Origin of the sequence: Undibacterium sp. TJN25 (genome assembly GCF_049339885.1) — a bacterium.
GTDB lineage: Bacteria > Pseudomonadota > Gammaproteobacteria > Burkholderiales > Burkholderiaceae_D > Undibacterium.
On record NZ_JBMPPM010000013.1, the window covers coordinates 85,517 to 109,909 of the forward strand.

Annotated in this window: 21 protein-coding genes; 12 read left to right on the forward strand and 9 right to left on the reverse strand. The window is 58.2% G+C overall.

What is annotated here, in order from left to right:
• Positions 1–190 precede the first annotated feature (190 nt).
• On the reverse strand, positions 191–2,506 hold the full coding sequence (locus ACO0LO_RS25400; protein ID WP_422968685.1) for a DUF1631 family protein: 2,316 nt from the start codon (positions 2,504–2,506) through the stop codon (positions 191–193).
• Between the two features lie 422 nt (positions 2,507–2,928).
• Here ACO0LO_RS25400 and ACO0LO_RS25405 point away from each other — a divergent pair, with 422 nt between their 5' ends.
• The 4 genes from ACO0LO_RS25405 (at position 2,929) to ACO0LO_RS25420 (ending at position 8,267) form a co-directional block, all read left to right on the forward strand.
• Positions 2,929–3,204, forward strand: coding sequence for an exodeoxyribonuclease VII small subunit (locus ACO0LO_RS25405; protein WP_422968687.1), 276 nt, complete (start codon positions 2,929–2,931; stop codon positions 3,202–3,204).
• Entirely contained in the window at positions 3,201–4,100 is a 900-nt protein-coding gene (locus tag ACO0LO_RS25410; protein ID WP_422968689.1) for a polyprenyl synthetase family protein, read from the forward strand. The genes ACO0LO_RS25405 and ACO0LO_RS25410 overlap by 4 nt, the downstream gene beginning before the upstream one ends.
• Before the next feature lies 1 nt (position 4,101).
• On the forward strand, positions 4,102–5,970 hold the full coding sequence (gene dxs / locus ACO0LO_RS25415) for a 1-deoxy-D-xylulose-5-phosphate synthase (RefSeq protein ID WP_422968691.1): 1,869 nt from the start codon (positions 4,102–4,104) through the stop codon (positions 5,968–5,970).
• Between the two features lie 107 nt (positions 5,971–6,077).
• Entirely contained in the window at positions 6,078–8,267 is a 2,190-nt protein-coding gene (locus tag ACO0LO_RS25420) for a prolyl oligopeptidase family serine peptidase (protein ID WP_422968693.1), read from the forward strand.
• Between the two features lie 76 nt (positions 8,268–8,343).
• On the opposite strand, the gene ACO0LO_RS25425 is transcribed toward ACO0LO_RS25420, so the two are convergent.
• Positions 8,344–8,895, reverse strand: coding sequence for a cob(I)yrinic acid a,c-diamide adenosyltransferase (locus tag ACO0LO_RS25425; protein WP_422968695.1), 552 nt, complete (start codon positions 8,893–8,895; stop codon positions 8,344–8,346).
• A 115-nt stretch (positions 8,896–9,010) separates the two neighbouring features.
• Between ACO0LO_RS25425 and ACO0LO_RS25430 the strand changes: the two genes are divergently transcribed.
• Positions 9,011–10,429, forward strand: coding sequence for an FAD-binding oxidoreductase (locus tag ACO0LO_RS25430; RefSeq protein WP_422968697.1), 1,419 nt, complete (start codon positions 9,011–9,013; stop codon positions 10,427–10,429).
• A 2-nt stretch (positions 10,430–10,431) separates the two neighbouring features.
• Positions 10,432–11,322, forward strand: coding sequence for a LysR substrate-binding domain-containing protein (locus ACO0LO_RS25435; RefSeq protein WP_422968699.1), 891 nt, complete (start codon positions 10,432–10,434; stop codon positions 11,320–11,322).
• Positions 11,323–11,463: 141 nt separating this feature from the next.
• On the opposite strand, the gene ACO0LO_RS25440 is transcribed toward ACO0LO_RS25435, so the two are convergent.
• Together ACO0LO_RS25440 and ACO0LO_RS25445 are read right to left on the reverse strand one after the other, a co-directional pair.
• Entirely contained in the window at positions 11,464–12,378 is a 915-nt protein-coding gene (locus tag ACO0LO_RS25440) for an aldo/keto reductase (protein WP_422968701.1), read from the reverse strand.
• Between the two features lie 143 nt (positions 12,379–12,521).
• Positions 12,522–13,316 carry a hypothetical protein gene (locus tag ACO0LO_RS25445; RefSeq protein WP_422968703.1) on the reverse strand — a complete coding sequence of 265 codons (795 nt, stop codon included), beginning with the start codon at positions 13,314–13,316 and terminating at the stop codon, positions 12,522–12,524.
• 220 nt (positions 13,317–13,536) lie between these two features.
• Here ACO0LO_RS25445 and ACO0LO_RS25450 point away from each other — a divergent pair, with 220 nt between their 5' ends.
• Positions 13,537–13,731 carry a hypothetical protein gene (locus ACO0LO_RS25450; RefSeq protein WP_422968705.1) on the forward strand — a complete coding sequence of 65 codons (195 nt, stop codon included), beginning with the start codon at positions 13,537–13,539 and terminating at the stop codon, positions 13,729–13,731.
• An 87-nt stretch (positions 13,732–13,818) separates the two neighbouring features.
• Here the strand turns inward: ACO0LO_RS25450 and alaC are convergent, their stop codons facing one another.
• From alaC to ACO0LO_RS25470, 4 genes are all read right to left on the reverse strand, one after another.
• Complete coding sequence (gene alaC, locus ACO0LO_RS25455; protein WP_422968707.1) at positions 13,819–15,036, reverse strand: alanine transaminase; 1,218 nt, start codon at positions 15,034–15,036, stop codon at positions 13,819–13,821.
• Between the two features lie 101 nt (positions 15,037–15,137).
• Positions 15,138–15,788, reverse strand: a complete 651-nt coding sequence (locus ACO0LO_RS25460) for a DsbA family protein (RefSeq protein WP_422968709.1) — start codon at positions 15,786–15,788, stop codon at positions 15,138–15,140.
• Positions 15,789–15,865: 77 nt separating this feature from the next.
• On the reverse strand, positions 15,866–17,005 hold the full coding sequence (locus ACO0LO_RS25465; RefSeq protein WP_422968711.1) for an anhydro-N-acetylmuramic acid kinase: 1,140 nt from the start codon (positions 17,003–17,005) through the stop codon (positions 15,866–15,868).
• 74 nt (positions 17,006–17,079) lie between these two features.
• Positions 17,080–18,456, reverse strand: coding sequence for a peptidoglycan DD-metalloendopeptidase family protein (locus tag ACO0LO_RS25470; RefSeq protein WP_422968713.1), 1,377 nt, complete (start codon positions 18,454–18,456; stop codon positions 17,080–17,082).
• A 171-nt stretch (positions 18,457–18,627) separates the two neighbouring features.
• Here ACO0LO_RS25470 and tyrS point away from each other — a divergent pair, with 171 nt between their 5' ends.
• Genes tyrS through ACO0LO_RS25485 form a run of 3 tightly spaced genes read left to right on the forward strand, consistent with a single transcriptional unit; the run spans position 18,628 to position 21,007 of the window.
• On the forward strand, positions 18,628–19,896 hold the full coding sequence (gene tyrS / locus ACO0LO_RS25475) for a tyrosine--tRNA ligase (RefSeq protein ID WP_422968715.1): 1,269 nt from the start codon (positions 18,628–18,630) through the stop codon (positions 19,894–19,896).
• Positions 19,893–20,351, forward strand: coding sequence for a D-aminoacyl-tRNA deacylase (dtd, locus tag ACO0LO_RS25480; protein WP_422968717.1), 459 nt, complete (start codon positions 19,893–19,895; stop codon positions 20,349–20,351). Before tyrS ends, dtd begins: the two co-directional genes overlap by 4 nt.
• Positions 20,348–21,007: a histidine phosphatase family protein gene (locus tag ACO0LO_RS25485; RefSeq protein WP_422968719.1), complete on the forward strand. Its 660-nt coding sequence runs from the start codon at positions 20,348–20,350 to the stop codon at positions 21,005–21,007. The genes dtd and ACO0LO_RS25485 overlap by 4 nt, the downstream gene beginning before the upstream one ends.
• 377 nt (positions 21,008–21,384) lie before the next feature.
• On the opposite strand, the gene ACO0LO_RS25490 is transcribed toward ACO0LO_RS25485, so the two are convergent.
• Positions 21,385–22,713: an NAD(P)/FAD-dependent oxidoreductase gene (locus ACO0LO_RS25490; RefSeq protein WP_422968721.1), complete on the reverse strand. Its 1,329-nt coding sequence runs from the start codon at positions 22,711–22,713 to the stop codon at positions 21,385–21,387.
• Positions 22,714–22,959: 246 nt separating this feature from the next.
• Here ACO0LO_RS25490 and dusB point away from each other — a divergent pair, with 246 nt between their 5' ends.
• Entirely contained in the window at positions 22,960–23,970 is a 1,011-nt protein-coding gene (gene dusB, locus ACO0LO_RS25495) for a tRNA dihydrouridine synthase DusB (protein WP_422968723.1), read from the forward strand.
• A gap of 106 nt (positions 23,971–24,076) precedes the next feature.
• Positions 24,077–24,310, forward strand: a complete 234-nt coding sequence (locus ACO0LO_RS25500; RefSeq protein WP_325392452.1) for a helix-turn-helix domain-containing protein — start codon at positions 24,077–24,079, stop codon at positions 24,308–24,310.
• Positions 24,311–24,393 lie beyond the last annotated feature (83 nt).

Below are 24,393 nucleotides of genomic sequence, written 5' to 3' on the forward strand. Positions count from 1 at the left end.
AACCTAAAGGAGAAAGAATCCGCAAAAACCTGTTTTCAAACGAAAATTCAAACGAAAAACGAAATGAAGAGGAAATTTTGGACAGAGCGGGCGATTATACCCGAATTGGGGAAGGAGGGCCATACCGGATTTTAGCGAACTGATAAGGCCAGAAAAGCCTTTATCCGCGACTATACGCAGATCGACGGGCTTAGTTGGCCACTTCGGCGACAACTTCTTGCTGCGGCTCTTCCAGCGCATCCATCAGCGCCCGATCCACCAGCTTGTCGAGCACCAGCACCTGCGCGCGTTTCTCGCGGAATGCCTGCTCCAGTTCTTCGGCCGAGACGGAAAAGGATTTCTCTTTCTGGCTGCTGGTAAAGATATACAGGCTGCGCATAGGGCTTACCCACGCCAGCTTGACCCTGGCAGTTTCGCCGGTCTTGCGGGTAAATTCCAGCCAGATGCCCCGCTCCAGATTGGCGACGGCATCAGTAAACTCGTCCACCTCGGGCTCGGGTGCCGGCGGCTCCTGCTCAGCCTTGGCGCGTTTTTCCAGCCTGCGTTCCGCTGCTTTCTGCGCGACTTCCACTGCGATTTCCAGTTGCCGCTCGGGGGAAATATCCAGCGGCGCGCGTACGATGGACGCATGGCATTCGGCCAGCTCGGCAAAAAATTGCAGGCGGTCGGCGTCATTCCATTTAATGACGTTAAGCCACTTGTTCAGCGTTACCAGTATCGAAGGCAGGCGATTGATCAGTTCCTGACGCTGCTGCGCGGTAATCTTGGGCTTGGTGCTCCAGATCAGGTCGTCCATGGTCTTCAATGCATCTTCCACGGCCTGCGGCTTTTCTTCCTTGACGGTATAAGCGAGCGTCAATACCTTGACCCAGCGGTCTTCCAGGAAGGTTTCGACAAACGCGACTACCTCGCCGGTACCGACGCGCATCGCCACTTCGCTGTTGGCGGCAATGTTGGCCTGCTTGACCTTTTCCTTGCGCAGCGCACGTACGATAGGCTCCTGCAACGCCGTGGCGGCAGCAGCCTCTTCCTTTTCGACGAAGCTTTCGATATCGGAAGCGACTTCGTCGAACAGTTCCAGTTTCTGGTCGAATTCCTGCTGCACGCGGTTGACGTTGCGCCGCAGCGTCTGGTAAAGCGGGTCTTCCTGGCCTTTTTTCTGGTCCCAGGCGACGCTATGCTTGGTCAGCAGGTCGATCAGCCGGCGTGCAGGATGGGCTTCCTTGAAGAAGAATTCCTTGTCGATCAGCGCAGCCTTCAGTACCGGTATCTGCAGAACCCCGATCAATTCCTTGATTTCATTCGGGATCGTCTGGTTGCGGAAGACGGTATCGAAAATCTTGGACAGCAGGTCCAGCGTGTTCCGCTCTACGCCTGACGTCGCCAGTTCCGGCATCTGGTCTTTCAGCTGCGACAGGCGCATCACACCCTGCGCGCCCGCCACCAGCTGGCGTATCGCCATGCCTTTTTGCAAATCCGCCAGGTAATTGAATAGCTGGGTATCGACTACGCCGGACTGGCCAAACCCGCCCATGGCACCCGCAGCCTGGCTACCGGCGCCCACATGCGGCTGGCCGAAACCTCCACCGCCCTGCTGGGTGCCTTCCTGTACCGCACGGGCAAGATCGTTTTGCAGGCTATCGAACAGGTTGCTGGCGATGCTGGCAGCGCTGGACGAAGCGTCCTGCTGGTGCAATGGCGCCGCAGCCTCGGCGGGCTGGTTCTGGGCCGCGGAAAAATAATTCTTCAGCTTCTGTTCCAGCTCTTCCTTTATCGGCTCCGGCTTTCTGGCCGAGGCGCCGGCACTGTCCATTTTTTTGACGCGATAGGATTCGTGCAGATCGGGCAGGATGCCGCGTTCTATCATTGTCTGGTTCAAGGACTGCAGCAGCGGCGACAAGTCAAACAATATATCGGTGCGCAACAGCGGTAGCACCAGATGATGCGCTTCCTGGTCCGGATTGAACTCGCACCAGGCTGCATTGATCACCTTCAGAAAAACCTCGGGACGGAATGGGTTCTGCGGCACGCTGATGCTGTCATAGTCCATCAGCGTGGCCAGGCGCATGTTCAGCGCTGCCAGTTGCTCGGCGCTCGCCAGTTCCAGCGAACGGCTGACCCGGCCTATCGCCAGCTTTTTGTCCATCTCTTCATAAGAGACTAGTGACAGCGCCACATCCTGCGGTATCGCTTCGGGCTTTTGCCCTTGTTGCAATATCTGCACTTCTTTGCGAAAAGCATTCTCCAGGCCGCTGGATGCAAGGTAGTAAAAAGCATACCCGTTATTTTTCAGCAACTGCGCTGCATTGAAACTGAGGTTAGCCTGTTTCGGATCCGCCTGCTGTTCCGACGCGGCAAACAGCGCGTTTGCCAGGCGTGCGGAAAATGCATCTATCTGCGCTACCGCCAGATGCGATGCCTGCGTTACCAGCGCGCGCAGGATCTCGCTGCGCAGGGAGAGCGCGGGCGATTTCTGTAAGGCCTGGTTTTCGGGCAGCGATGGCATGGTGCTATCAGTTTAGCGTAGGTTTAACTTGGGTTAAATCAGGACAGGCCTGAATCATATAAAAAAATTGCCGCTTTCTGCAGTCCGGTTACGAAACATTACATCTCGTTAAGATTCAGTCACTTAGCAAAGAAACTGCTGAAAAATTATTCCGGCTGGAGAAGCGGGCGCCAGGATAATTTCGCAACGGACTTGGCAGGGGCTTTTTAACCAAGTACAGCTAATATATACGAATAATTTCCACATGGAAATGTTTGAAACGCAATTTAGGCTCTTTTTTTGCATTATTTTTTGGCACAGCCCCGAACGACCGTGCTAAAACTTTCAGCAAATTTGCTCAAATGCCAGTGTATTCAAGTGGTTTGCTCTAAAATACAGGGTTAGATTTCATTTTTAGCTTGCCGTTTTAGGACTTTAGGCCCATGCCGAAAAAAATACCAAGCACCAGCCAGCCGGACTCCTTCGAGGCCGCCATGCAAGAACTGGCCGACCTCGTTTCCCAGATGGAAGCAGGGGAATTGCCGCTGGAAGCGTCTGTCACTGCCTATAAGCGCGGCTCTGAACTGATCAAATACTGCGCCGGGCAACTGGACAAGGTGGAAACCCAGGTCAAAATCCTGGAAGCCGACATGTTGAAACCGTTTTCCGCCGACACCGACAATCACCGCAGCCAGGATGGCGACGAGGTCGATGCATGAGCGACAGCTTCCGTAGTTGGATGAAAGCAACACAGGCAGATTTTGAATTGACGCTGGAGCGCTTGCTGCCCTCCGCTGTAACCGTTCCGGAGCGGCTGCATCAGGCAATGCGCTACGCCGCGCTGGATGGCGGCAAGAGGGTGCGCCCGCTGCTAGTCTATGCTGCCGGCCGGCTGTTCGATGCGCCGGCGGAATTGCTGGCCAGGGCCGCCGCCGCACTGGAAATGATCCATGCCTATTCGCTGGTGCACGACGACATGCCCTGCATGGACGATGATGCGCTCAGACGCGGCAAACCCACGGTACACGTGCAATATGACGAAGCCACCGCACTGCTGGTCGGCGACGCATTGCAGGCGCAGGCATTCGTGGTGCTGGCTGGCGGCGATGAAGAAAATACGGACAACGCGGCGCGCGGGCTGGCGATGGTCAGGCTGCTGGCGCATGCCGCAGGCTCCGTCGGCATGTGCGGCGGCCAAGCGATCGACCTTGCCAGCGTCGGCGTGGCGCTGACGCAGGACCAGCTGGAGCAGATGCACAGGCTGAAGACCGGCGCGCTGCTGCGTGCTTCGGTGCTGATGGGCGCCATGGCAGGCAAGACGCTGACAACGGCGGAAGTGGCCGCGCTTGACGTGTACGCCGGCGCAATCGGACTGGCCTTCCAGGTAGTGGATGACGTGCTTGATGCAACCGCCGATTCGGCGACGCTGGGCAAGACGGCCGGCAAGGATGCCGCCGACAACAAGCCTACCTATGTATCGATCCTGGGACTGGATGCCTCCCGGCAGCTGGCAGAAAAATTATGCAGCGACGCCCATGCAGCGTTGTTGCCGTTTGGCGAAAAAGCCCAACAACTACACGATCTTGCCGACCTGATCGTGCAGCGGAAAGCGTAATATGAATTTACTCAACACCATCGACTCCCCTACCGACCTGCGCAAGCTGACACGTACGCAGCTCGGCCCGCTGGCAGATGAGCTACGCCAGTTCGTCATCGACTCCGTCTCCAAGACGGGCGGCCACCTGTCGTCCAACCTGGGCACGGTAGAGCTGACGATTGCGCTGCACTACGTGTTCAACACGCCGGAAGACCGGATAGTATGGGATGTGGGCCACCAGACCTATCCGCACAAGATCCTGACCGGCCGCCGCGAACAGATGCATACGCTGCGCCAGCTGAACGGCATCTCGGGCTTTCCGCGCCGCGTGGAGAGCGAATACGACACCTTCGGCACCGCCCATTCGTCGACATCGATTTCCGCTGCACTGGGCATGGCGATGGCGGCCAAAACCAAGGGTGAGGACCGCCATGCGATTGCCGTCATCGGCGATGGCTCGATGACGGCCGGCATGGCCTTTGAAGCAATGAACAACGCCGGCATCCATGAAGATGCCAGACTGCTGGTGATCCTGAACGACAACGACATGTCGATCTCGCCGCCGGTGGGGGCGCTGAACCGCCACCTGGCCAAGCTCATGTCCGGCAAGTTCTATGCTGCTGCCCGCAATGTCGGAAAATCCGTGCTGCCGCCGCCGATGCTGGAACTGGCCAAGCGCCTGGAAGAACATGCAAAAGGCATGGTCGTTCCCGCCACGATGTTCGAGGAATTCGGCTTCAACTACATAGGCCCCATCGACGGCCACGACCTGGATTCGCTGATCCCCACGCTGCAGAATATCCGCAACCTGAAGGGCCCGCAATTCCTGCATGTGGTGACCAAGAAGGGCCAGGGCTACAAGCTGGCGGAAGCCGATCCTGTGCTGTACCACGGCCCGGGCAAGTTCAACCCTGCCGAAGGCATCAAACCTGCAAGCAAGCCTGCCAAGCTGAACTATATGCATGTGTTCGGCAACTGGCTGTGCGACATGGCAGCGGTGGATAAGCGCCTGGTCGCCATCACTCCCGCCATGCGCGAGGGCTCCGGCATGGTCGAGTTCGACCAGCAATTCCCGGACCGCTATTACGACGTCGGCATTGCCGAACAGCATTCGGTAACTTTCGCCGCCGGCCTGGCCTGCGAAGGATTGAAACCGGTGGTCGCCATCTATTCCACCTTCCTGCAGCGTGCTTACGACCAGTTGATCCATGACGTGGCGCTGCAAAATCTGGACGTCACCTTTGCGCTGGACCGTGCCGGCCTGGTGGGGGCAGACGGCGCGACGCACGCGGGTAATTACGACATGGCCTTCCTGCGCTGCATCCCGAATATGGTCGTCATGGCGCCGGCCGATGAGAACGAATGCCGCCAGATGCTGACCACCGGCTACCACTACCCCGGCCCGGCGGCAGTGCGCTATCCGCGCGGCGCCGGCACAGGTGCCGAGATCCAGCAGGAACTGACATCGCTGCCGATAGGCAAAGGCGAAATCAGGCGCGAGGGCAAGGGCATTGCGATCCTGGCTTTCGGTTCCATGGTCCATCCTGCATTGCAGGCAGCCGGCAAGCTGGACGCCACGGTTGCCAATATGCGTTTCATCAAGCCGCTGGATGTGGAACTGGTCAAGAGCCTGGCCGCATCGCACGATGCGCTGGTTACCGTGGAAGAAGGCACGATCATGGGCGGCGCCGGTTCTGCCGTGGCCGAAGCGCTGGCGGCAGCAGGCATCAGCAAGCCGCTGCTGATCCTGGGCCTGCCGGACCAGTTCATCGACCATGGCGACCCCGCGCTGCTGCTGGCGCAATGCGGACTCGATGCGGACGGCATAGAGGCGTCGATCAAAAAACGGTTTATCACCGAAAAACCGAAGCTGGCAGTCAATAATTGAACTGCCGCCAAATAAAAAAGCGAAGCTCTCCGGCTTCGCTTTTTTTCTTTTTGCCGCGGGTAGAATAAGCGCTCCACCAGTACCAGTAGATCAACCAGGAATCCACGATGACCAAGAAGAACTTTCCCGCACTGAAGCTGAGCGCCATCGCCGCGCTGGGCTTGCTGGCATGCACCGGCGTGCAGGCTGCCGATCGCGGCGCACCGCCAACCCGCGTTGCCGCCGTGACCGATACCTATGGCGATATTACCGTCAAAGATCCTTACCGCTGGCTGGAAAAACAGGGAGACCCCAAAGTCCATCAATGGAGCGTGGCGCAGGACAAGCGCACCCGCAACTACTTCGACAAGCTGCCTTTCCGCAAACCCATCTTCGACAATCTGATGACGCAGATTTCGGCGACGTCCAGTTCGTATTACGATCTGCACCCCGCCGGTGACAAACTATTTGCAATGTACAACCAGCCGCCCAAGCAGCAGCCAATGATCGCCGTGCTGGGCAATGCCGCCGATCCGGCGCAAGCCAAGATCGTGCTGGACCCGAACGTGCTGAACAGCAAGGGCACCACGGCAATAGACTGGTTCGTGCCTTCGCATGACGGCAGCAAGGTCGCCGTATCGATGTCGGACAACGGCAGTGAAGACGGCTCGGTGCACATCATCGACGCGGTTACCGGCAAACAGATAGACAAGACCATTCCGCTGGTCCAATACCCTACCGGCGGCGGCAGCGTCGCATGGAAGGCGGACGGCACCGGCTTCTGGTACACCCGCTACCCCGGTGCAGACCAGCCGGCGGACCGCCAGCATTTTTACGAGCAGATCTATTTCCACAAGCTGGGCGACGATCCCGCGAAGGATACCTATGTGCTCGGCAAGGATTTCCCCAAGGTCGCTGAAATCGCGCTGGATAGCCATCAGAATCCGAACTATGTAGTGGCCTCTGTGGCCAACGGCGACGGCGGCGAGTTTGCCCACTATGTGATCGGCCAGGACGGCAGCGTCAAGCAGGTCAGCCGCTTTGAAGACAAGATCGTCGCCGCTACCATAGGCGAAGACAATGCCATGTACCTGGTGTCGCGCAAGGATGCGCCGCGCGGCAAGCTGCTGAAACTGAAGCTGGAGTCGAAACTGGATGCGCTTGATCTGGCGCAGGCAAAAGTGATTGTTGCAGAATCGGACGCTGTCATCCAGCCGGGCGGCGAATTCGGCGGCTCGCCGGTGATCGTCACCAAAGATGCATTGTATGTGCGCGAGATCGTCGGCGGCCCTTCGCGTGTGGCAATTTACGACCACGAAGGCAAGGCGCGCGGCACGCTGCCGCTGCCTGACGTAGCAGCAGTGGATGAAGTGGAAGCATTGAGCGACGGCAGCCTGCTGTATTCGGTAAAAACGTATCTGAACCCACCCTACTATTCCCGCTACGATGAAAAATCCGGCAAGGCCGCAGCGACGAAACTCGCGCAGACCAGCGCTACCTCGTATGGTGACACGGAAGTGGTCAGGGAATTTGCCACCTCCAAGGACGGCACCAAAATACCGTTGAACATCGTGCGCCGCAAGGGCATCAAGCTGGACGGCAGCAATCCTGTACTGCTGAACGGCTACGGCGGCTATAGCGTGAACCAGACGCCGCGCTTCCTGGCGCCTGCAACGCGCCTGTGGCTGGATGCGGGCGGTGTGTTCGTCATCGCCAACCTGCGAGGCGGCGGCGAATTCGGCGAAGAATGGCATAGCCAGGGCGCCCTGGTGAACAAGCAGAATGTATTCGACGACTTCACCGCAGCAGCACAATACCTGATCGCCCAGAAGTACACGACGAGCGAGCACATGGCGGCAATAGGCGGCAGCAACGGCGGCCTGCTGATGGGCGCAGTCTTCACCCAGCATCCTGAGCTGTTCAAGGCGGTCGTATCCCAGGTGGGCATCTATGACATGCTGCGCGTGGAACTGGATCCGAACGGCGCTTTCAACACCACCGAGTTCGGCAGCGTCAAGAATCCCGACCAGCTGAAAGCACTGTATGCGTATTCGCCTTACCACCATGTGCAGGACGGCGCCAAATATCCGGCAATCTTCATGGCGACCGGCGAGACCGACGGCCGTGTCAACCCCATGCATTCGCGCAAGATGATTGCACGCCTGCAGGCGGCGACTGCCGGCAAGCCGGTGTACCTGAGTATCAACTCGCATGCAGGCCACGGCATAGGCAGCTCGCTGTCGATCAAAGCCAACCAGACGGCAGACGTGTATGCCTTCCTGTTTGACCAGCTGGGCATGAAATTTCCGGCAAAATAGTCCGCCCCAGCATCCAGCATCATCAAAAAAAAGGAAGCCTCGGCTTCCTTTTTTATTCTGCACTAACGAGAAAACACTAGCGCTGCCTTTCCTTCTCCCACAGTACATCGCTGCCGCCGGCATAGCGGTTCAGTACGCGCGACAACACAAACATCAGGTCGGACAGGCGGTTCATATACTGGCGCGGATGATCGTTGATGGTTTCGGCCTTGCCGACACTGACGATGGCGCGCTCGGCGCGGCGGCACACGGTGCGGCACACATGCGCAATCGCCGCGGCGCGCGAACCGCCGGGCAAGATGAAATCCTTCAGCGGCTCCAGGCCGGCATTGTAGTGTTCCAGCATGGCATCCAGGCGCGCTACCTGGGCATCGGTGATCAGCGTATAGCCGGGAATGCACAGCTCTCCCCCCATATCGAACAGGTCGTGCTGGATGGAAACAAGCTCGTGCTGCATCTGCTCCGGCAGGTCTTCGCACAGCAGCACGCCGATGTGGGAATTCAGTTCATCCACATCGCCCATTGCATGTACGCGCAGCGCGTCCTTGTCTACCCGGCTGCCGTCGCCCAGGCCGGTCGTGCCCTTGTCTCCGGTGCGCGTGGCAATTTTTGAAAGTCGGTTTCCCATGGCAAATATCCGTAAAATTGGAGATGGCCAGAGGATACGGCAAAACCCCGGAAAGTGCATCCCTGCGCGTCAGGGTGCATAATATGCCCATAGAACAATAAATCCGGAGATTGCAATGAACCACCCTGCCTCACTCGCCGCGATCAGGAAACCGTTGCCGGAAGAATTGCTGCTGGCGCTGCAAAACCTGCTGGAAGACCGCTGCAGCACCAGTCTGGCGATGCGCGAGCACCACGGCAGCGACGAATCCTCGTATGACCCTATGCTGCCGGACGCCGTGGTGTTCGCACAAACCACCGAAGAAGTCTCCAGCATCGTGCGGCTGTGCAACCACTATGAAGTGCCGGTCATTGCCTATGGCGCCGGCTCTTCGCTGGAAGGCCACATCCTGGCCTTGCGCGGCGGCGTCTCGCTGGACCTGTCGCAAATGAATAACATGGTCGCCGTGCATGCGGAAGACCTGACAGCCACCGTGCAGGCCGGCGTCACCCGCAAGCAGCTGAACCTGGAGATCAAGGATACCGGCCTGTTCTTTCCGATAGACCCGGGCGCGGACGCGTCGCTGGGCGGCATGGCAGCCACCCGGGCCTCCGGCACCAATGCCGTGCGCTACGGCACCATGCGGGAAAACGTGCTGGCGCTGACGGTCGTGACTGCCGATGGCCGCATCATCAAGACCGGCACCCGCGCCAAGAAGTCCTCCGCCGGCTACGACCTGACACGCGTGTTCGTCGGCAGCGAGGGCACGCTGGGCATCATCACCGAAGTCACGGTCAGGCTGTATCCATTGCCGGAAGCAATTTCCGCAGCGGTCTGCACCTTCCCTAGCATTGCCGACGCCGTCAACACAGTCATCCAGACAATACAGATGGGTGTGCCGGTTGCGCGCGTGGAGTTCCTGGATGAAAACGGCGTCAAGGCGATCAACGCCTACGACAAGATGCAGCTACCGGAGAAATCGCTGCTGCTGTTTGAATTCCACGGCAGCGAACACGGCGTGCAGGAACAGGCAGAACTGGTGCAGGAAATAGCCGCCGCCCACGACGGCGGCGACTTTGAATGGGCCACGCGGCCGGAAGACCGCTCGCGCCTGTGGGCCGCCCGCCACAATGCTTACTTTGCATTGCTGCAGATGCGCCCCGGCGCACGCTCCATTTCCACCGACTGCTGCGTGCCCATTTCCATGCTGGCGGAATGCATAGGCGAAACCCAGCTCGACTGCGAACGCTGCGGCATCGTCTATTCGATCATCGGCCACGTCGGCGACGGCAATTTCCATGTCATCATGATGATAGATCCGGAAGACGCGGAAGATATCGCCAAAGCGGAAGGCGTGAATGCCCGCATGGTCGCGCGCGCCATTGCCATGGACGGCACCTGCACCGGCGAGCACGGCGTAGGCCTGCACAAAATGGATTTCCTGATCCAGGAGCACGGCGAAAACGCCATCGACATGATGCGCGCGCTGAAGCACGCGTTTGATCCCAAGAATATTATGAACCCAGGGAAAATCATCTCCTGGGATAAAAACTGAACATGGCCACAAGACTCCCTCCGGTACACGCCCTCTCCGCCTTTGAAGCCGCCGCCCGGCACGGATCCTTTGCCGTCGCAGCAGAAGAACTCTGCATCACGCCCTCCGCGCTATCGCACCGCATTCGCTTGCTTGAAGAGCACCTGTGCGAACGCGTATTCCTGCGTGAAGGGCGCAGCGTCACGCTGACCGAATTCGGTCGCCGCTACCTGGACGTCGTGCGCGCGGCCTTGCGTACGCTGGCGGAATTTCCATTACCGAACAAGGCTGCTCCCAACCAGCTGCGCGTCAAGGTCACTCTGCCGCCGACCTTTGCCCGCTATATGTTCCTGCCGCGTCTCGCCAGCTTCACCAGGCGCCATCCCGACATTGAAATCGAGATCTTCCTGTTCGTGCCGCTGTACGACCTGAGCCTTTCCGAAAGCGACGTCGAAGTCAGGTTCGGCGGCGGCGAATATCCGAACCTGGTCACGAAAAAACTGTTCATTGAACCAGCTTTTGTGGTCGCCAGCCCGGACTACCTCAAAACCATCCCCCCTATCACTACCCCGGCCGACCTGAAGCATGCGGCTTTGCTGCGCTCCGCGCTGGAGCCCTGGCAACCGTGGTTTGAAGTGGCGGGGCTGGACTGGCCGGAACCTGGCACCGGCCTGCGTCTGGATGACCTGGGCCTGCTGCTGGAAGCCGTCAAGCATGGCCATGGCGTGGGCCTGACCCGCCGCCATTTTGCGCAGGAAATGATAGACAAGGGCGAGGTAGTGCGGCTGTTCGACATACAGTTGGCCACGCCGCCGCACGCCTACTATCTAGCGCACGAAGCGCAGCCGACGATGCGGCCGGAAGTGGCGACTTTCATCGCGTGGATGCTGGAAACCTTCCAGAACGGCGCCTAGCGCCGGCAATCAAACGCATAGGAATGTAGCCTGCACAGAGCGCAGCGCAATCCGGAAATTATACGATGGCCGGAGGAGCACATCCCGGGTTGCGCTACGCTCCACCCGGGCTACGTAATTGTTGAATAGCCCCGCGAACCATCAGGCGACGTTATGTCCCGCCGATGCAATCCAGATAGAAAACCACTGTTCCCGCGACAGTGTAATGGCAGTGGCGGCAACCGCCTCGCGCACCGCCTCCAGGCGGCCGGAACCTGTCAATGCCAATGGCCTGGACGGATGCTGCAATATCCATGCTATCGCCACCGTGCTCACGGACACCTCCAGCTCAGCGGCAATTGTTTCCAGCGCCTTGCGTACGCGCACGGCCTGCTCCGTCTGCTCATTAAACAGGCGGCCGCCGGCCAGCGCGGACCAGATCATCGGTGACATCCCCAACCGCTGGCACTGGTCCAGCGTGCCGTCCTTCAGCGGCGCCATGTGCAGCACCGACAACTCCACCTGGTTGGTCACCAGCGGAAAGCGCGAGGCCAGCAGCTCAAACTGGGAAGGCGTGAAGTTGGATACGCCAAAGTATTTGACCTTGCCGCTCTGCTGCAGGCTTGTGAAGGCCTCTGCAATTTCATCGGCATCCATCAAGGGATCCGGCCTGTGGATCAGCAGCAGATCCAGGTAGGCTGTACGCAGGTTGAGCAGCGAACGCTCTGCGGAAGCGATAATGTGCGCGCGGCTGGTATCGTAATGCTGCACCGTGTGTGCAGGCCGGCCCGGCGACACCAGCTTGATGCCGCATTTGCTGACGATTTCTATCTTGTCGCGCAGCGAGGGCTGCAGCGTCAGGGCTTCCCCGAACAAAGCCTCTGCCTGGTAGTCGCCGTAGATGTCGGCATGGTCGGTCGTTGTAATGCCTAGTTCCAGGCTTTGCTGCAGAAAAGCCAGCCTTTGCTGAGGCGACATATTCCATGATCCCAGCCGCCACAGGCCAAGCACAATACGCGAAAATTCAGGCCCCGGTACGGAAGGGGCACGGGAAAGGGACAAGCGGGGAGTTTGCATGGAGCGTCAATTCAGGAGGTCGTATGAACGGAAAGCGCATGATACCCGAGCGACAACAGATTTGCATCCACCCACAAGCCAAAGTGCACCGGGCATGCAAATAGCCCCGCGGCTGGCCGTATAACCGGCCAGCCGGATTCCGCTCAATTGCCGGTTTTTTTGTAATTGGAATAGCTCAGTTCGTATTCTGTATCCGACTTGGCCAGCAGCTTGCGCGCCAGTATGCGGCGCTTCTCATTGGCGGCGATCCGCACTTCGTCGTTGACCAGCGTGGTGTCTATCACCAGCAAGGAACCGACATCGAGTTCACCGGCAACACCGCCCAGTACTTTCAAGGCGGTAGCCACCTTGGCATCGATATGCATCATATCGCCGCTTTCTTCATCGACAATCATCTTGCCGGACAAGTGCGAAAACAGCTGCTCCGCCTTGTCCCTGGAAGAAAATCCTTCACGCGGTTCAAACTCCAGCGACAGCGCCTTGACGTTCTTGTAGGTAATACGCTTCACGTCGGTAATCCTGGTTGCCGTCAGCACATTCTCCACCGTGCTGGCAGGTACGGGAGTACGGCCCGCCTCGTCCAGCAGCTTTTGCACCCGCGCATCTTCGCTGGCCTGCTCATCGGTATTCAGTGCTTCGCCGTTTTTCTTCAGCATGCGGCTGATCGTATGGTCTTTCACATAGCGTATTTCATAATCGGTCTTGTCTTCGCGCGTGACTTTTCCGCTGCTATCGCGTTCCCGCACTATTTCATGCTCCATATACGTGTATTTGTGCCGCAGCGCCGTCAGGTTCTTTTGCTTTTCCGCCAGAGTCCTGGTCAGCACGTCGACGGATGGCACAGCATCGGCGGACGCCGCATCTGCCGCCGATACCGTATGCGTGGCAGACGCCAGCGCCATGCTTGCAAACATGCAGGAAAGGAATATTTTTTTCATAGCGCAGCCAGTCATATAGGAGTATTCGGGAGCGGTGGAAAATAGCCGGGCCTTCACAGCGCGGCGGAAAAAGCCATATTACATTGAATTGCAACATCTGATCAGGCGTTGCAAATCCATCGGACGATTCCTACACAAAAACGCGAAATTTTCCTGTTTGCGAACCAATTCGTCAAAACTATGATGAAGTTCCTCTCACGCGAATGGCCGGGCCCTGATCATGAAAAACCTGTTACACCAACGTATGGACAGCGAAGAAACCAGCTTTACCGAAAGCTATGTACCCATCAGGAAACAGCACGGTGAAAACCGCGATCCAGACATGGGCGGCTATGACGGCAAAGGCAGGACTTCCCGTAAACAGGAGAAGACCGCAAAGGCCAAGGGCGGCGGTACAGATTCTTACGCAAGATAGAACTCTCGCCGGTTTTATCCGGCTCAGCAGCAATTGCGAGCAACTGCGGCCAAGCCGGAATATGACGAAACCTGAAACGGCGCCAGGCTAGGCAATCAGCTTGTCTTCCTTAAACATGTTCTTGATGCCGCGCAATGCCTGGCGGATACGCGCCTCGTTTTCTATCAATGCAAAACGCACGTATTCATCGCCGTACTCGCCAAAACCTATGCCGGGCGACACGCATAGCCGTGCCTTCTCCAGCACCTGCTTGGCAAATTCCAGCGAGCCCAGGTGGCGATAGGCTTCCGGTATGTGGGCCCAGATATACATGGACGCCTTGGGATTGTCCACCATCCAGCCCAGCTCGTGCAGGCCCTTGACCAGCACGTCGCGGCGGCGCTGGTATTTGTCGCGGATTTCATTCACGCAGCTCTGGTCGCCTTCCAGTGCCGCGATTGCGGCCACCTGCACCGGCGTGAAGCTGCCATAGTCATGGTAGCTCTTGATGCGTGCCAGCGCCGCCACCAGTTCCTTGTTGCCGACCATGAAGCCTATGCGCCAGCCCGCCATGTTGTAGCTCTTGGACAGCGTAAAAAATTCCACCGCCACGTCGCGAGCACCCGGCACCTGCATGATGGATGGCGCTTTCCAGCCGTCATACACGATGTCGGCATACGCCAGGTCATGCACCACGAGAATATTGTTTTCCTTGGCCAGTTTGACCACGCGCTCGAAAAAATCCAGTTCCACGCATTGTGCCGTGGGGTTGGACGGGAAACCGAAGATCATCATCTTTGGCTTTGGATAGCTTTCGCGGATGGCGCGTTCCAGCTCGGCAAAGAAATCGACGCCCGGGCTCATGCGGATGGAGCGGATATCGGCGCCGGCAATCACCGCGCCGTAAATATGGATGGGATAGCTGGGGTTGGGCACTAGCACGGTGTCGCCCTTGTCCAGCGTCGCCAGCATCAGATGCGCCAGCCCTTCCTTGGAGCCTATCGTGACGATGGCTTCCGAATCGGGGTCGAAATCGACGTCGTAGCGCGACTTGTACCAATGCGCAATCGCCCGTCTCAGGCGCGGTATGCCTTTGGAGGCGGAATAGCCGTGCGTATCGGGGCGCCTGGCGACTTCAACCAGCTTGTCGACGATATGCGCCGGCGTGGCGCCATCGGGATTGCCCATCGACATGTCGATGATGTCTTCGCCGCGGCGGCGTGCCGCCATCTTCAGCTCGGCGGTGATATTGAAAACGTAGGGAGGGAGGCGGTTGATACGCGAGAAGGTATAACCCCGGCCCGGCGGAGTAGTAGAGTTTGTCATGATCAATTGTACGTAAGCGCCCGGAACCGTCCGAGCGACGTTGAAGCTGATGCTTCGTGATTGATTCTATACAAGCTGCCGCCAGGCGGCAAACATTTCATTCAGCCTTGTTGTACCTGCCGCAAAGACTCCAGCAGATCCGCCGTTCTGGTATAGCCTGAGGCTATCATGTGCAGCGCACCTTCATGTACCAGCAGCAGTGCGGGAAAACCGCGTATACCCCAGCGCTGGGTCTGCTCGAAATCTTCGCGGGTTTCTGCCGATGTCGAATAGGCCGTCAGGGTTTCCTGAAAACTGTCCACGTCGTAATCATCCCCGCCGTCGGCAGCGTTCAACGCAGCCACACAGACGTCGGACAGCACTTTCGGCTTGGTGACATCCAGGCCTTCGGCATAAAACGCATGCTGTATCGCGCGAAAGACAGCGAGCTTTGCACGCGGCGCCAGATCGTCGGCCAGTATGCGCGTTGCTACCACGGCGCGGCAGGCGGGCTCGGTGTCGTACACAAAGCCCGGTTGCGACATGCCGTCATTGGAAAACGGCAGGCCGCTGGCCTCGGCCACATGCTTCCAGTGGCCCAGTATCGTCGCCTTTTTCTGCTCATCCATCAGCTCGGTGTTATAGGCGCGCAGGCCGCCGACGATGATGTCCATCTGCGCTTCCGGCATCCCGGCGAGCAAGGCGTCCAGTTCTGGGCCGAAACCGTAGCACCAGGAACACATGGGGTCGGCGATGTAGATAAGCTGGGTCATGCGGATGCCTGAAAAAGGTTAAAGCGCTATTGTAGCCAAACTCCGCATTGCGCATGCCATGCCATATCGGGCACGCATCAGGCCGGGTACAGGGCGCCCAGTATCCGCAAGCCCTTTGCGCCGGTAACTTCCGGCAGATTGCCGGGCAGCCTTTGCGTGAAGCTTTGCGCCAGCCACGCAAATGCCAACGCTTCGACATGGCTGGGCGAAACGCCCAGCTCATCCGTCGTCGTCACGCAGGCATGGCAGCCGCGCTGCGCCAGATAGCTACCTATCATGCCGAGCAGGCAAGCGTTATAAGCGCCGCCGCCGCAGACATACACGCTGCCGGCATCCGCTGCATGATGCGCGATGTCGTCAGCGATTGTCCGCGCGGTAAAGGCGCACAGCGTGGCTTGCACGTCCACCGCGGCAAGCTGCGCGAACGGCGCCAGCTTGTCCGCCATCCAGTCGGGCCGGAACAGGTCACGGCCGGTACTTTTGGGTGGCGCCTGGCGCAGATAGGGCTCGTCGCTCAGCGCATCAAGCAGTGCCACATTAATCTGCCCCTGTGCAGCCCAGCCGCCGTTGTCGTCGTAGGTCTTGCCCTGGTGCTGCGCGATCCACGCATCCATCAGCACGTTGCCGGGACCGGTATCAAAGCCGGTGGTCGTGCCGTCGGCCCGCAGAATGCTGACGTTGCCTATGCCGCCGATATTGACCACCACACGGCAGACGCCAGGAGCGCCAAAGACCGCGCGGTGGAATGCCGGCACCAGAGGAGCGCCCTGCCCGCCCGCGGCTACGTCGCGGCTGCGCAGGTCGGCGATGACGTCGATACCGGTCAGCTCCGCCAGCAGCGCAGGGTTATTGGTTTGCCGCGTGTAACCCAGTTCAGGCCTGTGCCGTATCGTCTGTCCATGCGCGCCGATGGCGCGGACTTTTGCATCGGGATGTTCTTCCAGCAGCGACGCCACACAAGCCGCATAGCGCTCCACGACGGCGTTCGCCGCCAGCGCCTCCATGTGGATCTCGTTCATTCCGGGCTGCTGCAAGGCCATCAGCTGTTCGCGCAATTCGGGCGGGAAAGGCACGTAGCTGCTGGCCAGCATTTGCATGCCCAGTCCGCTGCCTGCCGCGTCGGGCAAGGCCACCAGCACCCCATCGACGCCGTCAAGGCTGGTGCCGGACATCAGGCCTATGTAGAGGTCGGGATTGCGATCGGAAGTCGTGTTCATTTGCGAAAAAAATAAGTGGAATGGACAAAAAAATGGCCGAACATCTGTTCGGCCATTTTAGCGTGTTTTTCGGCTTACCTCGATGCCAGCCGCATGCTGGAGTTCAGCACCGGATCGGGACGCAGCAGTGCAAAACGGTGCGCCATGTCTGCGGCAACGTTTTTGAAATGCGCCATCTCATTAGCTGCCAGCGGGGCTGCATTCGGGATGTTGACTGTCAGCGGATCACGCGGTTCATTGTTGATGCGGAACTCATAGTGCAGGTGAGGCCCGGTCGCCCAGCCTGTGGAGCCGACATAGCCGATGATGTCGCCTTGATTGACCTTGCTGCCTTTATGGATGCCCGTAGCAAAGCGGCTCATGTGCGCATAGGCAGTGCTGTAGTTATTCCAGTGCTTCAGCACGACAACGTTGCCGTAGCCGTTTTGCGTGCCGGAAAAATCGACAACGCCGTCACCGGCTGCACGGATCGGCGTGCCAGTGACTGCTGCAAAATCCACGCCTTTATGCGCTTTCCACAAACCCGAGATAGGGTGGACGCGCATCGAGAAACCGGAAGAAATACGGGTGAATTCGATAGGCGATTTCAGGAAGGCTTTTTTCAGCGACTTGCCGTCGAAGGTATAGTAGCCGCCGTGGTCGGCGCCGGATTCGTCAAACCAAACCGACTGGTAGAGCTTGCCTGCATTGTTAAACTCGCCTGCCAGCACGCGGCCGGTCTTCAGCAGTTCGCCATCCTGGTAAAAGGTTTCGTAGACGACGTTGAAATGGTCCCCCTTACGCAAATCGGATGCAAAATCGATATTGGTCGAAAACATATCGACGATCTGCGAAGAGATATTGTCGGGGATATTGGCTTCGTCGGTCGCGGCAAACAGCGAAGAGGAAATTGTTCCGGATGCCATTTCGACACGCCTTTCCAGCTTGGCGGTGGAATCTGTCGCAATGAACTTGCCGTCTTTATCACGGCTGACCAGGATAGTGTGGGCAGGCTTGTCATTGTTGGCCATCAACGTGGCTTGCAACCACTCCAGCTCGCCTTCGTCATTGGTCTGCGCACGTACGGATTTGCCAGCCTTGACCTGCATCACATTGCGGGCGACAGGGTCGGATTTGATGAAATTGGTAGCATCGTTGTCGTCCACACCCAAGCGTATCAGCAGGGCGCCAAGGCTGTCGCCGCGCAGTACTTTTTCCTGGCTGACGAAATGCTGCTCTGCTTCTTCCAGTGCTTCGACCTGCTGATCCAGCTGCGGCAATGCCAGCTGCTGGGTAATTTTCTTGACAGGCAGGTCGGCTGCGTCGGGCGCCATAGGGGCGACAGCGACAGCGCCAAATGCACAAATTGCAAGAAAAAGGGCGGAGAAAGAAACCAGGCGCGAGGTGCGGGTTGTTCCGAACAACAGTCTGCTGCCAGAAGCTAAACGAATGAATTTATCTGATGGACGCATGCAATAAGTTAAAATTGACTGTTTTTATCGATTTATTTCGCCAGCCTGGACTCGTCCGGCTGCCAAAATAAGCGGCAAGTTTATTACAAACTCGGGCTAACGCAAAGCGCTGATTATGGGTTCCCAAAAAGGATTCGACCAGCGGTGTTACAAAATAAGTTTTAGATCATTATGACCACTGAACAGACCACGCCACCGACCATTCCAAAAACGCTAGACAACAAGCCATTACCCTTATCCGACGCCGTGCAGCACGCACTGGCAGTCGCTAAACGAGGCGTGGACGAACTGCTCATCGAATCCGAATTTGCACAAAAACTGGCACGCAGCGAACAAAGCGGCAAACCCCTGCGCATCAAGCTGGGCCTGGACCCGACTGCACCGGATTTGCACCTGGGGCATACCGTTGTACTGAACAAGATGCGTCAGTTGCAAGATCTGGGCCATACTGTGATCTTCCTGATCGGCGACTTCACGTCGATGATAGGCGACCCGTCCGGCCGCAATGCCACCCGCCCCCCGCTGACCCGCGAACAGATCGAAGCCAACGCGATGACCTACTTCAAGCAGGCCAGCCTGGTGCTGGATGCAGCGAAGACCGAGATCCGCTACAACTCCGAATGGTCGGACCCGCTGGGTGCGCGCGGCATGATACAGCTGGCATCCAAATACACGGTTGCCAGGATGATGGAACGTGACGATTTTACAAAACGCTTCAAGGCAGGCACGCCCATTTCGGTGCATGAATTCCTGTACCCGCTGATGCAGGGTTACGATTCGGTCGCGCTGCACTCGGACCTGGAACTCGGCGGTACGGACCAGAAGTTCAACCTGCTGGTTGGCCGCGAATTGCAAAAAGATTATGGACAGGAGCCGCAATGCATCCTGACCATGCCTCTGCTGGAAGGCCTGGACGGAGTGGACAAGATGTCCAAGTCCAAGAACAACTATATAGGCATCACTGAGCCGGGCAATATGATGTTCGCCAAGATCATGAGCATTTCCGACACGATGATGTGGCGCTATTACGAGCTGCTGTCTTTCTGCTCGCTGGAGCAGATCGTGCATTACAGGAAAGCCGTCGCCGAAGGCCAGAACCCGCGCGACATCAAGGTGGCGCTGGCACAGGAAATCGTCACCCGTTTCCACAGCAGGCAGGCAGCAGACGATGCGCTGAACGATTTTGTCAACCGCTCCAAAGGCGGCATCCCGGACGACGTACCTGAGCTCAGCCTGAGCGGCGCACCGATCGGCATCGCCCAATTGCTGAAGCAGGCCAACCTGTGCGCCTCCACGTCGGAAGCGATGCGCATGGTGGATCAGGGCGGCGTGCGCATAGACAGCGCGGTCGTCAGCGACAAGAACCTGCAGGTGCAGGCAGGCACGCTGGTGGTGCAAGTCGGCAAACGTAAGTTTGCCAAGATCACGCTGAGCGCATGATTGCACTCCTGCAAAGGGTAAGTCAGGCCGGCGTGGTCGTGGATGGCGAGACAGTAGGCGCCATCGGGGCCGGCTTGATGGTGCTGATCTGCGCCGAACGCGGCGACACCGAAAAGCAGGCAGATACATTGCTCAACAAGCTGCTGGGCTACCGTGTCTTTACCGATGATGCCGGCAAGATGAACCGTAGCGTCGCAGACGTCGCCGGCGGCCTGCTGCTGGTGCCGCAATTCACGCTGGCCGCCGATACCAATTCCGGCACCCGCCCGTCATTCACGCCGGCCGCGCCGCCGGAAGAAGGCAAAAAGCTGTTCGACCATTTCGTCGCACAGGCCCGCAACCGGCATGCTGATGTACACACCGGCCAGTTCGGCGCCGACATGAAAGTGTCGCTGACCAATGACGGCCCCGTCACCTTCTGGCTGCAAATCAAACCCGAAACGAAAACCCCATGACAGAAATCCTGCTGATACGGCACGGCGAAACCGCATGGAACGCCGTGCGCCGCCTGCAAGGCCACCTGGACATCCCGCTGAACGAAGAAGGCACGCGTCAGGCCAAGGCACTGGCCTGGGCGTTGAAGAATGAAAAACTGGATGCCATCTTCTCCAGCGACCTGCAACGCGCACTGCAAACCGCCGGCGAAATCGCCACGCTGCAAAACCTGGACATACAGGTAGACGCCGCACTGCGCGAACGCTGCTTCGGGGGCTTTGAAGGCGTACTGTACAGCGATATCCCGCACCAGTTCCCCGAGGCCTACGTCACCTGGCAATCCCGCGACCCGGATGCCTTATTCCCGCCCGGCGAACGAACAGGCGAAAGCATACGCCAGTTCCACACCCGCACCATGGAAGCCATACTGCGTCACGCCAGGCAGCACGAAGGCAAAAAAATAGCCCTGGTCGCCCACGGCGGGGTCCTCGAATGCGCCTACCGCGCCGCCCAATCCCTGCCGCTGCACGCCCCACGCGACGTCACCATCTACAACGCCAGCATCAACCGCTTTGCTTTCGACGGTGAAACACTGAAGCTGGTGCAGTGGGGGGACGTCACCCATCTGGATGCGGATGCGATGGATGAGATTAACCAAAGCACGGCGAAGCCGTAATTTTCCCTGCTTCGATTCGTTTTTTTGCCAGTACGCAGGCATGCACTTTTAAATAAAGAGCGGTCTGGTTGCCGTTGTTTTTGAATTTGTCGTTGTTTTTGACCTTCAACCGCTGGGAACCTCGCCGATTGTGTGGTGCGGAAAATGGATCAGAAACGGGTGTGTTTGAGCGAAGCGAGTTTCGCCCGTTTCCCATTTTTTGTACCGCACAATCGGGCACCCCGAAGGGGCGAGGTTTGCGGTCGCCTTCTTTGTGCTTACTATTTCTTGGCGACGCAAGAAATAGTAAGTGGCCGCCGGGCCACTCCCGGCCTGTGCCCACGAAGTACGATTTGAAGATTTAGTACCGCCCTGGTGAGCACTGCGCATGTCACGACCTAATGCAACTTGATCCTGGGATTCCTCACCCGATCAATCACCTCAGCCCAGGTAGCCAGCCAGGTATAAAACAAGCCATTCACCGCTATCTGGTGATTCTTGTGCAGCCACCAGTACATCCACTTCGCAATCGTACCTTCGATGAATATCGACCCGCTGGCCAACGCCCCCATCAGGCTGCCGACCGTCGTGTAATTCCCCAGCGACACCAGCGACCCATAATCCTTGTATGTAAATTCCAGCAAGGACTTACCCTGCAGCAGGCGTACCAGTGATTTGGCCAATGTGCTGGCCTGCTGGTGGGCCGACTGCGCGCGTGGCGGCACGATGCCCTGGCCCTCGCCTTGCGGACAGGCGGCGCAGTCGCCCATGGCGAAAATGGCCGGGTCGCGCGTGGTTTGCATGGTCCGGCTCACCACCAGCTGGTTGATGCGGTTGCTCTCCAGGCCGCCGATATCCTTCAGGAAATCCGGCGCCTTGATGCCGGCCGCCCAGACCACGATGCCGCTGGGGATGAACTTGCCGCTGGCCATGCGCACGCCCTCTTTCGACACTTCGACCACTTTTTCATTGGTATGGATTTCCACGGCAATCTGGCGCAGCTCCTGCGCTGCGGCATCGGACAGGCGTTCGGGCAAAGCCTGCAGCAACCGCGTGGCGGCATCGACGATGACGATCTTCAGGTCTTTTTCCGGATGAAAGTTGATCAGGCCGTAGCTGGACAATATCTTTGTCGTCATGTGCAGTTCCGCCGCCAGCTCCACGCCGGTGGCGCCGCCACCGATGATGGTGACGGTGAAGCGCCCCTCGCCCTTGGCGCGCGCTTCCGCCTGCGCTTTCAGGCAGAAGTTGATCAGCCGTTGATGGAAACGCTCTGCCGCGACCGGCGTATCCAGCATGATGCTGTTTTCGCTGGCGCCCGGCGTGCCGAAATCATTGGTCTGGCTGCCTAGCGCCAGTACCAGCGTATCGTAGCCGACAGTCTGCCGCGGCAGCAGCTCGCTGCCGTCGCCGTCATAGGCGGGTGCCAGGTAGATTTCTTTCCTGTCGCGATCCAGCCCGTCCATGCGGCCAAGGCGGAAGTTGAAATGGTTCAGCCGCGCCAACGCAAAATACTCGCGTTCATCGGCGTGGCTATCCAGCGTGCCGGCCGCTACCTGGTGTAGCAGCGGCTTCCACAGATGGGTGCGGTTCGCATCGATCAGCGTGACCAGGGCCTTGTGTTTTTTACCCAGCTTTTTGCCCAGTCGCACTGCCAGTTCCAGGCCGCCTGCGCCGCCGCCGATTATCGTAATTCTGTGCAGTGTTTCTCCATGATGTGATTCCAAGTGTTACTCCCGATAATTAAAAAAGCGGTACGCCGTGCATCATTTTTTATTTAATCGTTGTATGCATATAACTTCGGTGATGTCGGTAACAGAGTAGCATCGAATCTCGTAAATTTATCAGGCTATTGCGATACTCGGTATCATAGCTGTGCAATTTTTGTATTGAAAACCTGCTGCAATTTGCTTATTAATTAGGCAGTTTTTCAGGTAGAATAGCGCTTCCCCGAATTTTCCCTCCCGCTCATCGTGCAAATCGGCCCTCATGTGCTGCGTAATAATATTTTTGTCGCTCCTATGGCAGGCGTGACGGATAGGCCATTCCGCCAATTGTGCAAGGAACTGGGCGCGGGTTATGCCGTCTCCGAAATGGCTGCCTCCAACCGCAAGCTATGGGACACGGAAAAATCCGCGCGCCGCACCAACCATGAAGGCGAGATGGAACCCAAGGCGGTCCAGATCGCCGGCGCCGATCCACAAATGCTGGCCGACTGCGCCAGGCACAATGTGGACAGGGGCGCGCAGATCATCGACATCAATATGGGCTGCCCGGTGAAGAAGGTCTGCAATGCCTGGTGCGGTTCAGCGCTGTTGCAGCATGAAGAGCTGGTAGGACAGATACTGGATGCAGTGGTGTCCGCAGTCGACGTGCCGGTCACGCTGAAATTCCGTACTGGCTGGGACAGGGCCAACAAGAATGCGCTGAATATCGCCCGCATGGCGGAGTCCGCCGGGATCGCCATGTTGACGTTGCATGGCCGTACGCGCGCCGACGGCTACAAGGGCGATGCCGAATACGAAACGATTGCAGCGGTCAAGGCTGCGGTATCGATTCCCGTGGTCGCCAATGGCGACATCACCACGCCGGAAAAAGCCCGTTACGTGCTGCAGGTAACCGGCGCCGACGCCATCATGATCGGCCGTGCCGCCCAGGGTCGCCCGTGGATATTCCGCGAGATCGACCATTTCCTGCGCACCGGCAGCTACCTGCCCCCGCCGCTGATTTCCGAAGTCAGCCGCCTGATGGACGAGCATTTACGAGCGCATTACGCGTTCTACGGCGAGTTCCTCGGCGTACGAACGGCGCGCAAGCATATAGGCTGGTATGTGCAGGATCTGGTGGGTGGCGAAGTTTTCAGGCAGCAGATGAATGTACTGACCTCATGCGAAGAGCAACTGGATGCAGTAAAAATGTTTTTTGATTCGCAAGCCGGTGAACGGTTACAATACCGCCCCGCTGAAGAAAAAATGGCGGCGTAGCGCAACACCGAAGCAGCACTGAATTAGCCCGAAGCCAAAAATAAATCGCGGATGCCGCACCTGGTGCAGAAATCCGCTAGCACGAATCAAACAATAGAAAAAAAGCATGAGCAAAGACAGTATCCAAGAAGCGGTCCATAAGAACCTGGAAAAATATTTCAGGGACCTGGGGGAACAACCGGCCTCCAACATCTACGACATGGTTGTCCTGGCAGTGGAAAAACCGATGCTGGAAATGGTCATGGCGCGCGCTGAAAGCAACCAGTCGCAGGCGGCAGACATGCTGGGCATCAACCGCAATACCTTGCGCAAGAAATTGCAGCAGCACGGGCTGTTGTAATCCGGGTGGCGCGAGGCCAAGGGTAGCCCGGCAGGCAGCCCGGTAGCAAATAAAGCAAGATGAACATAACGCAACCGCACAAC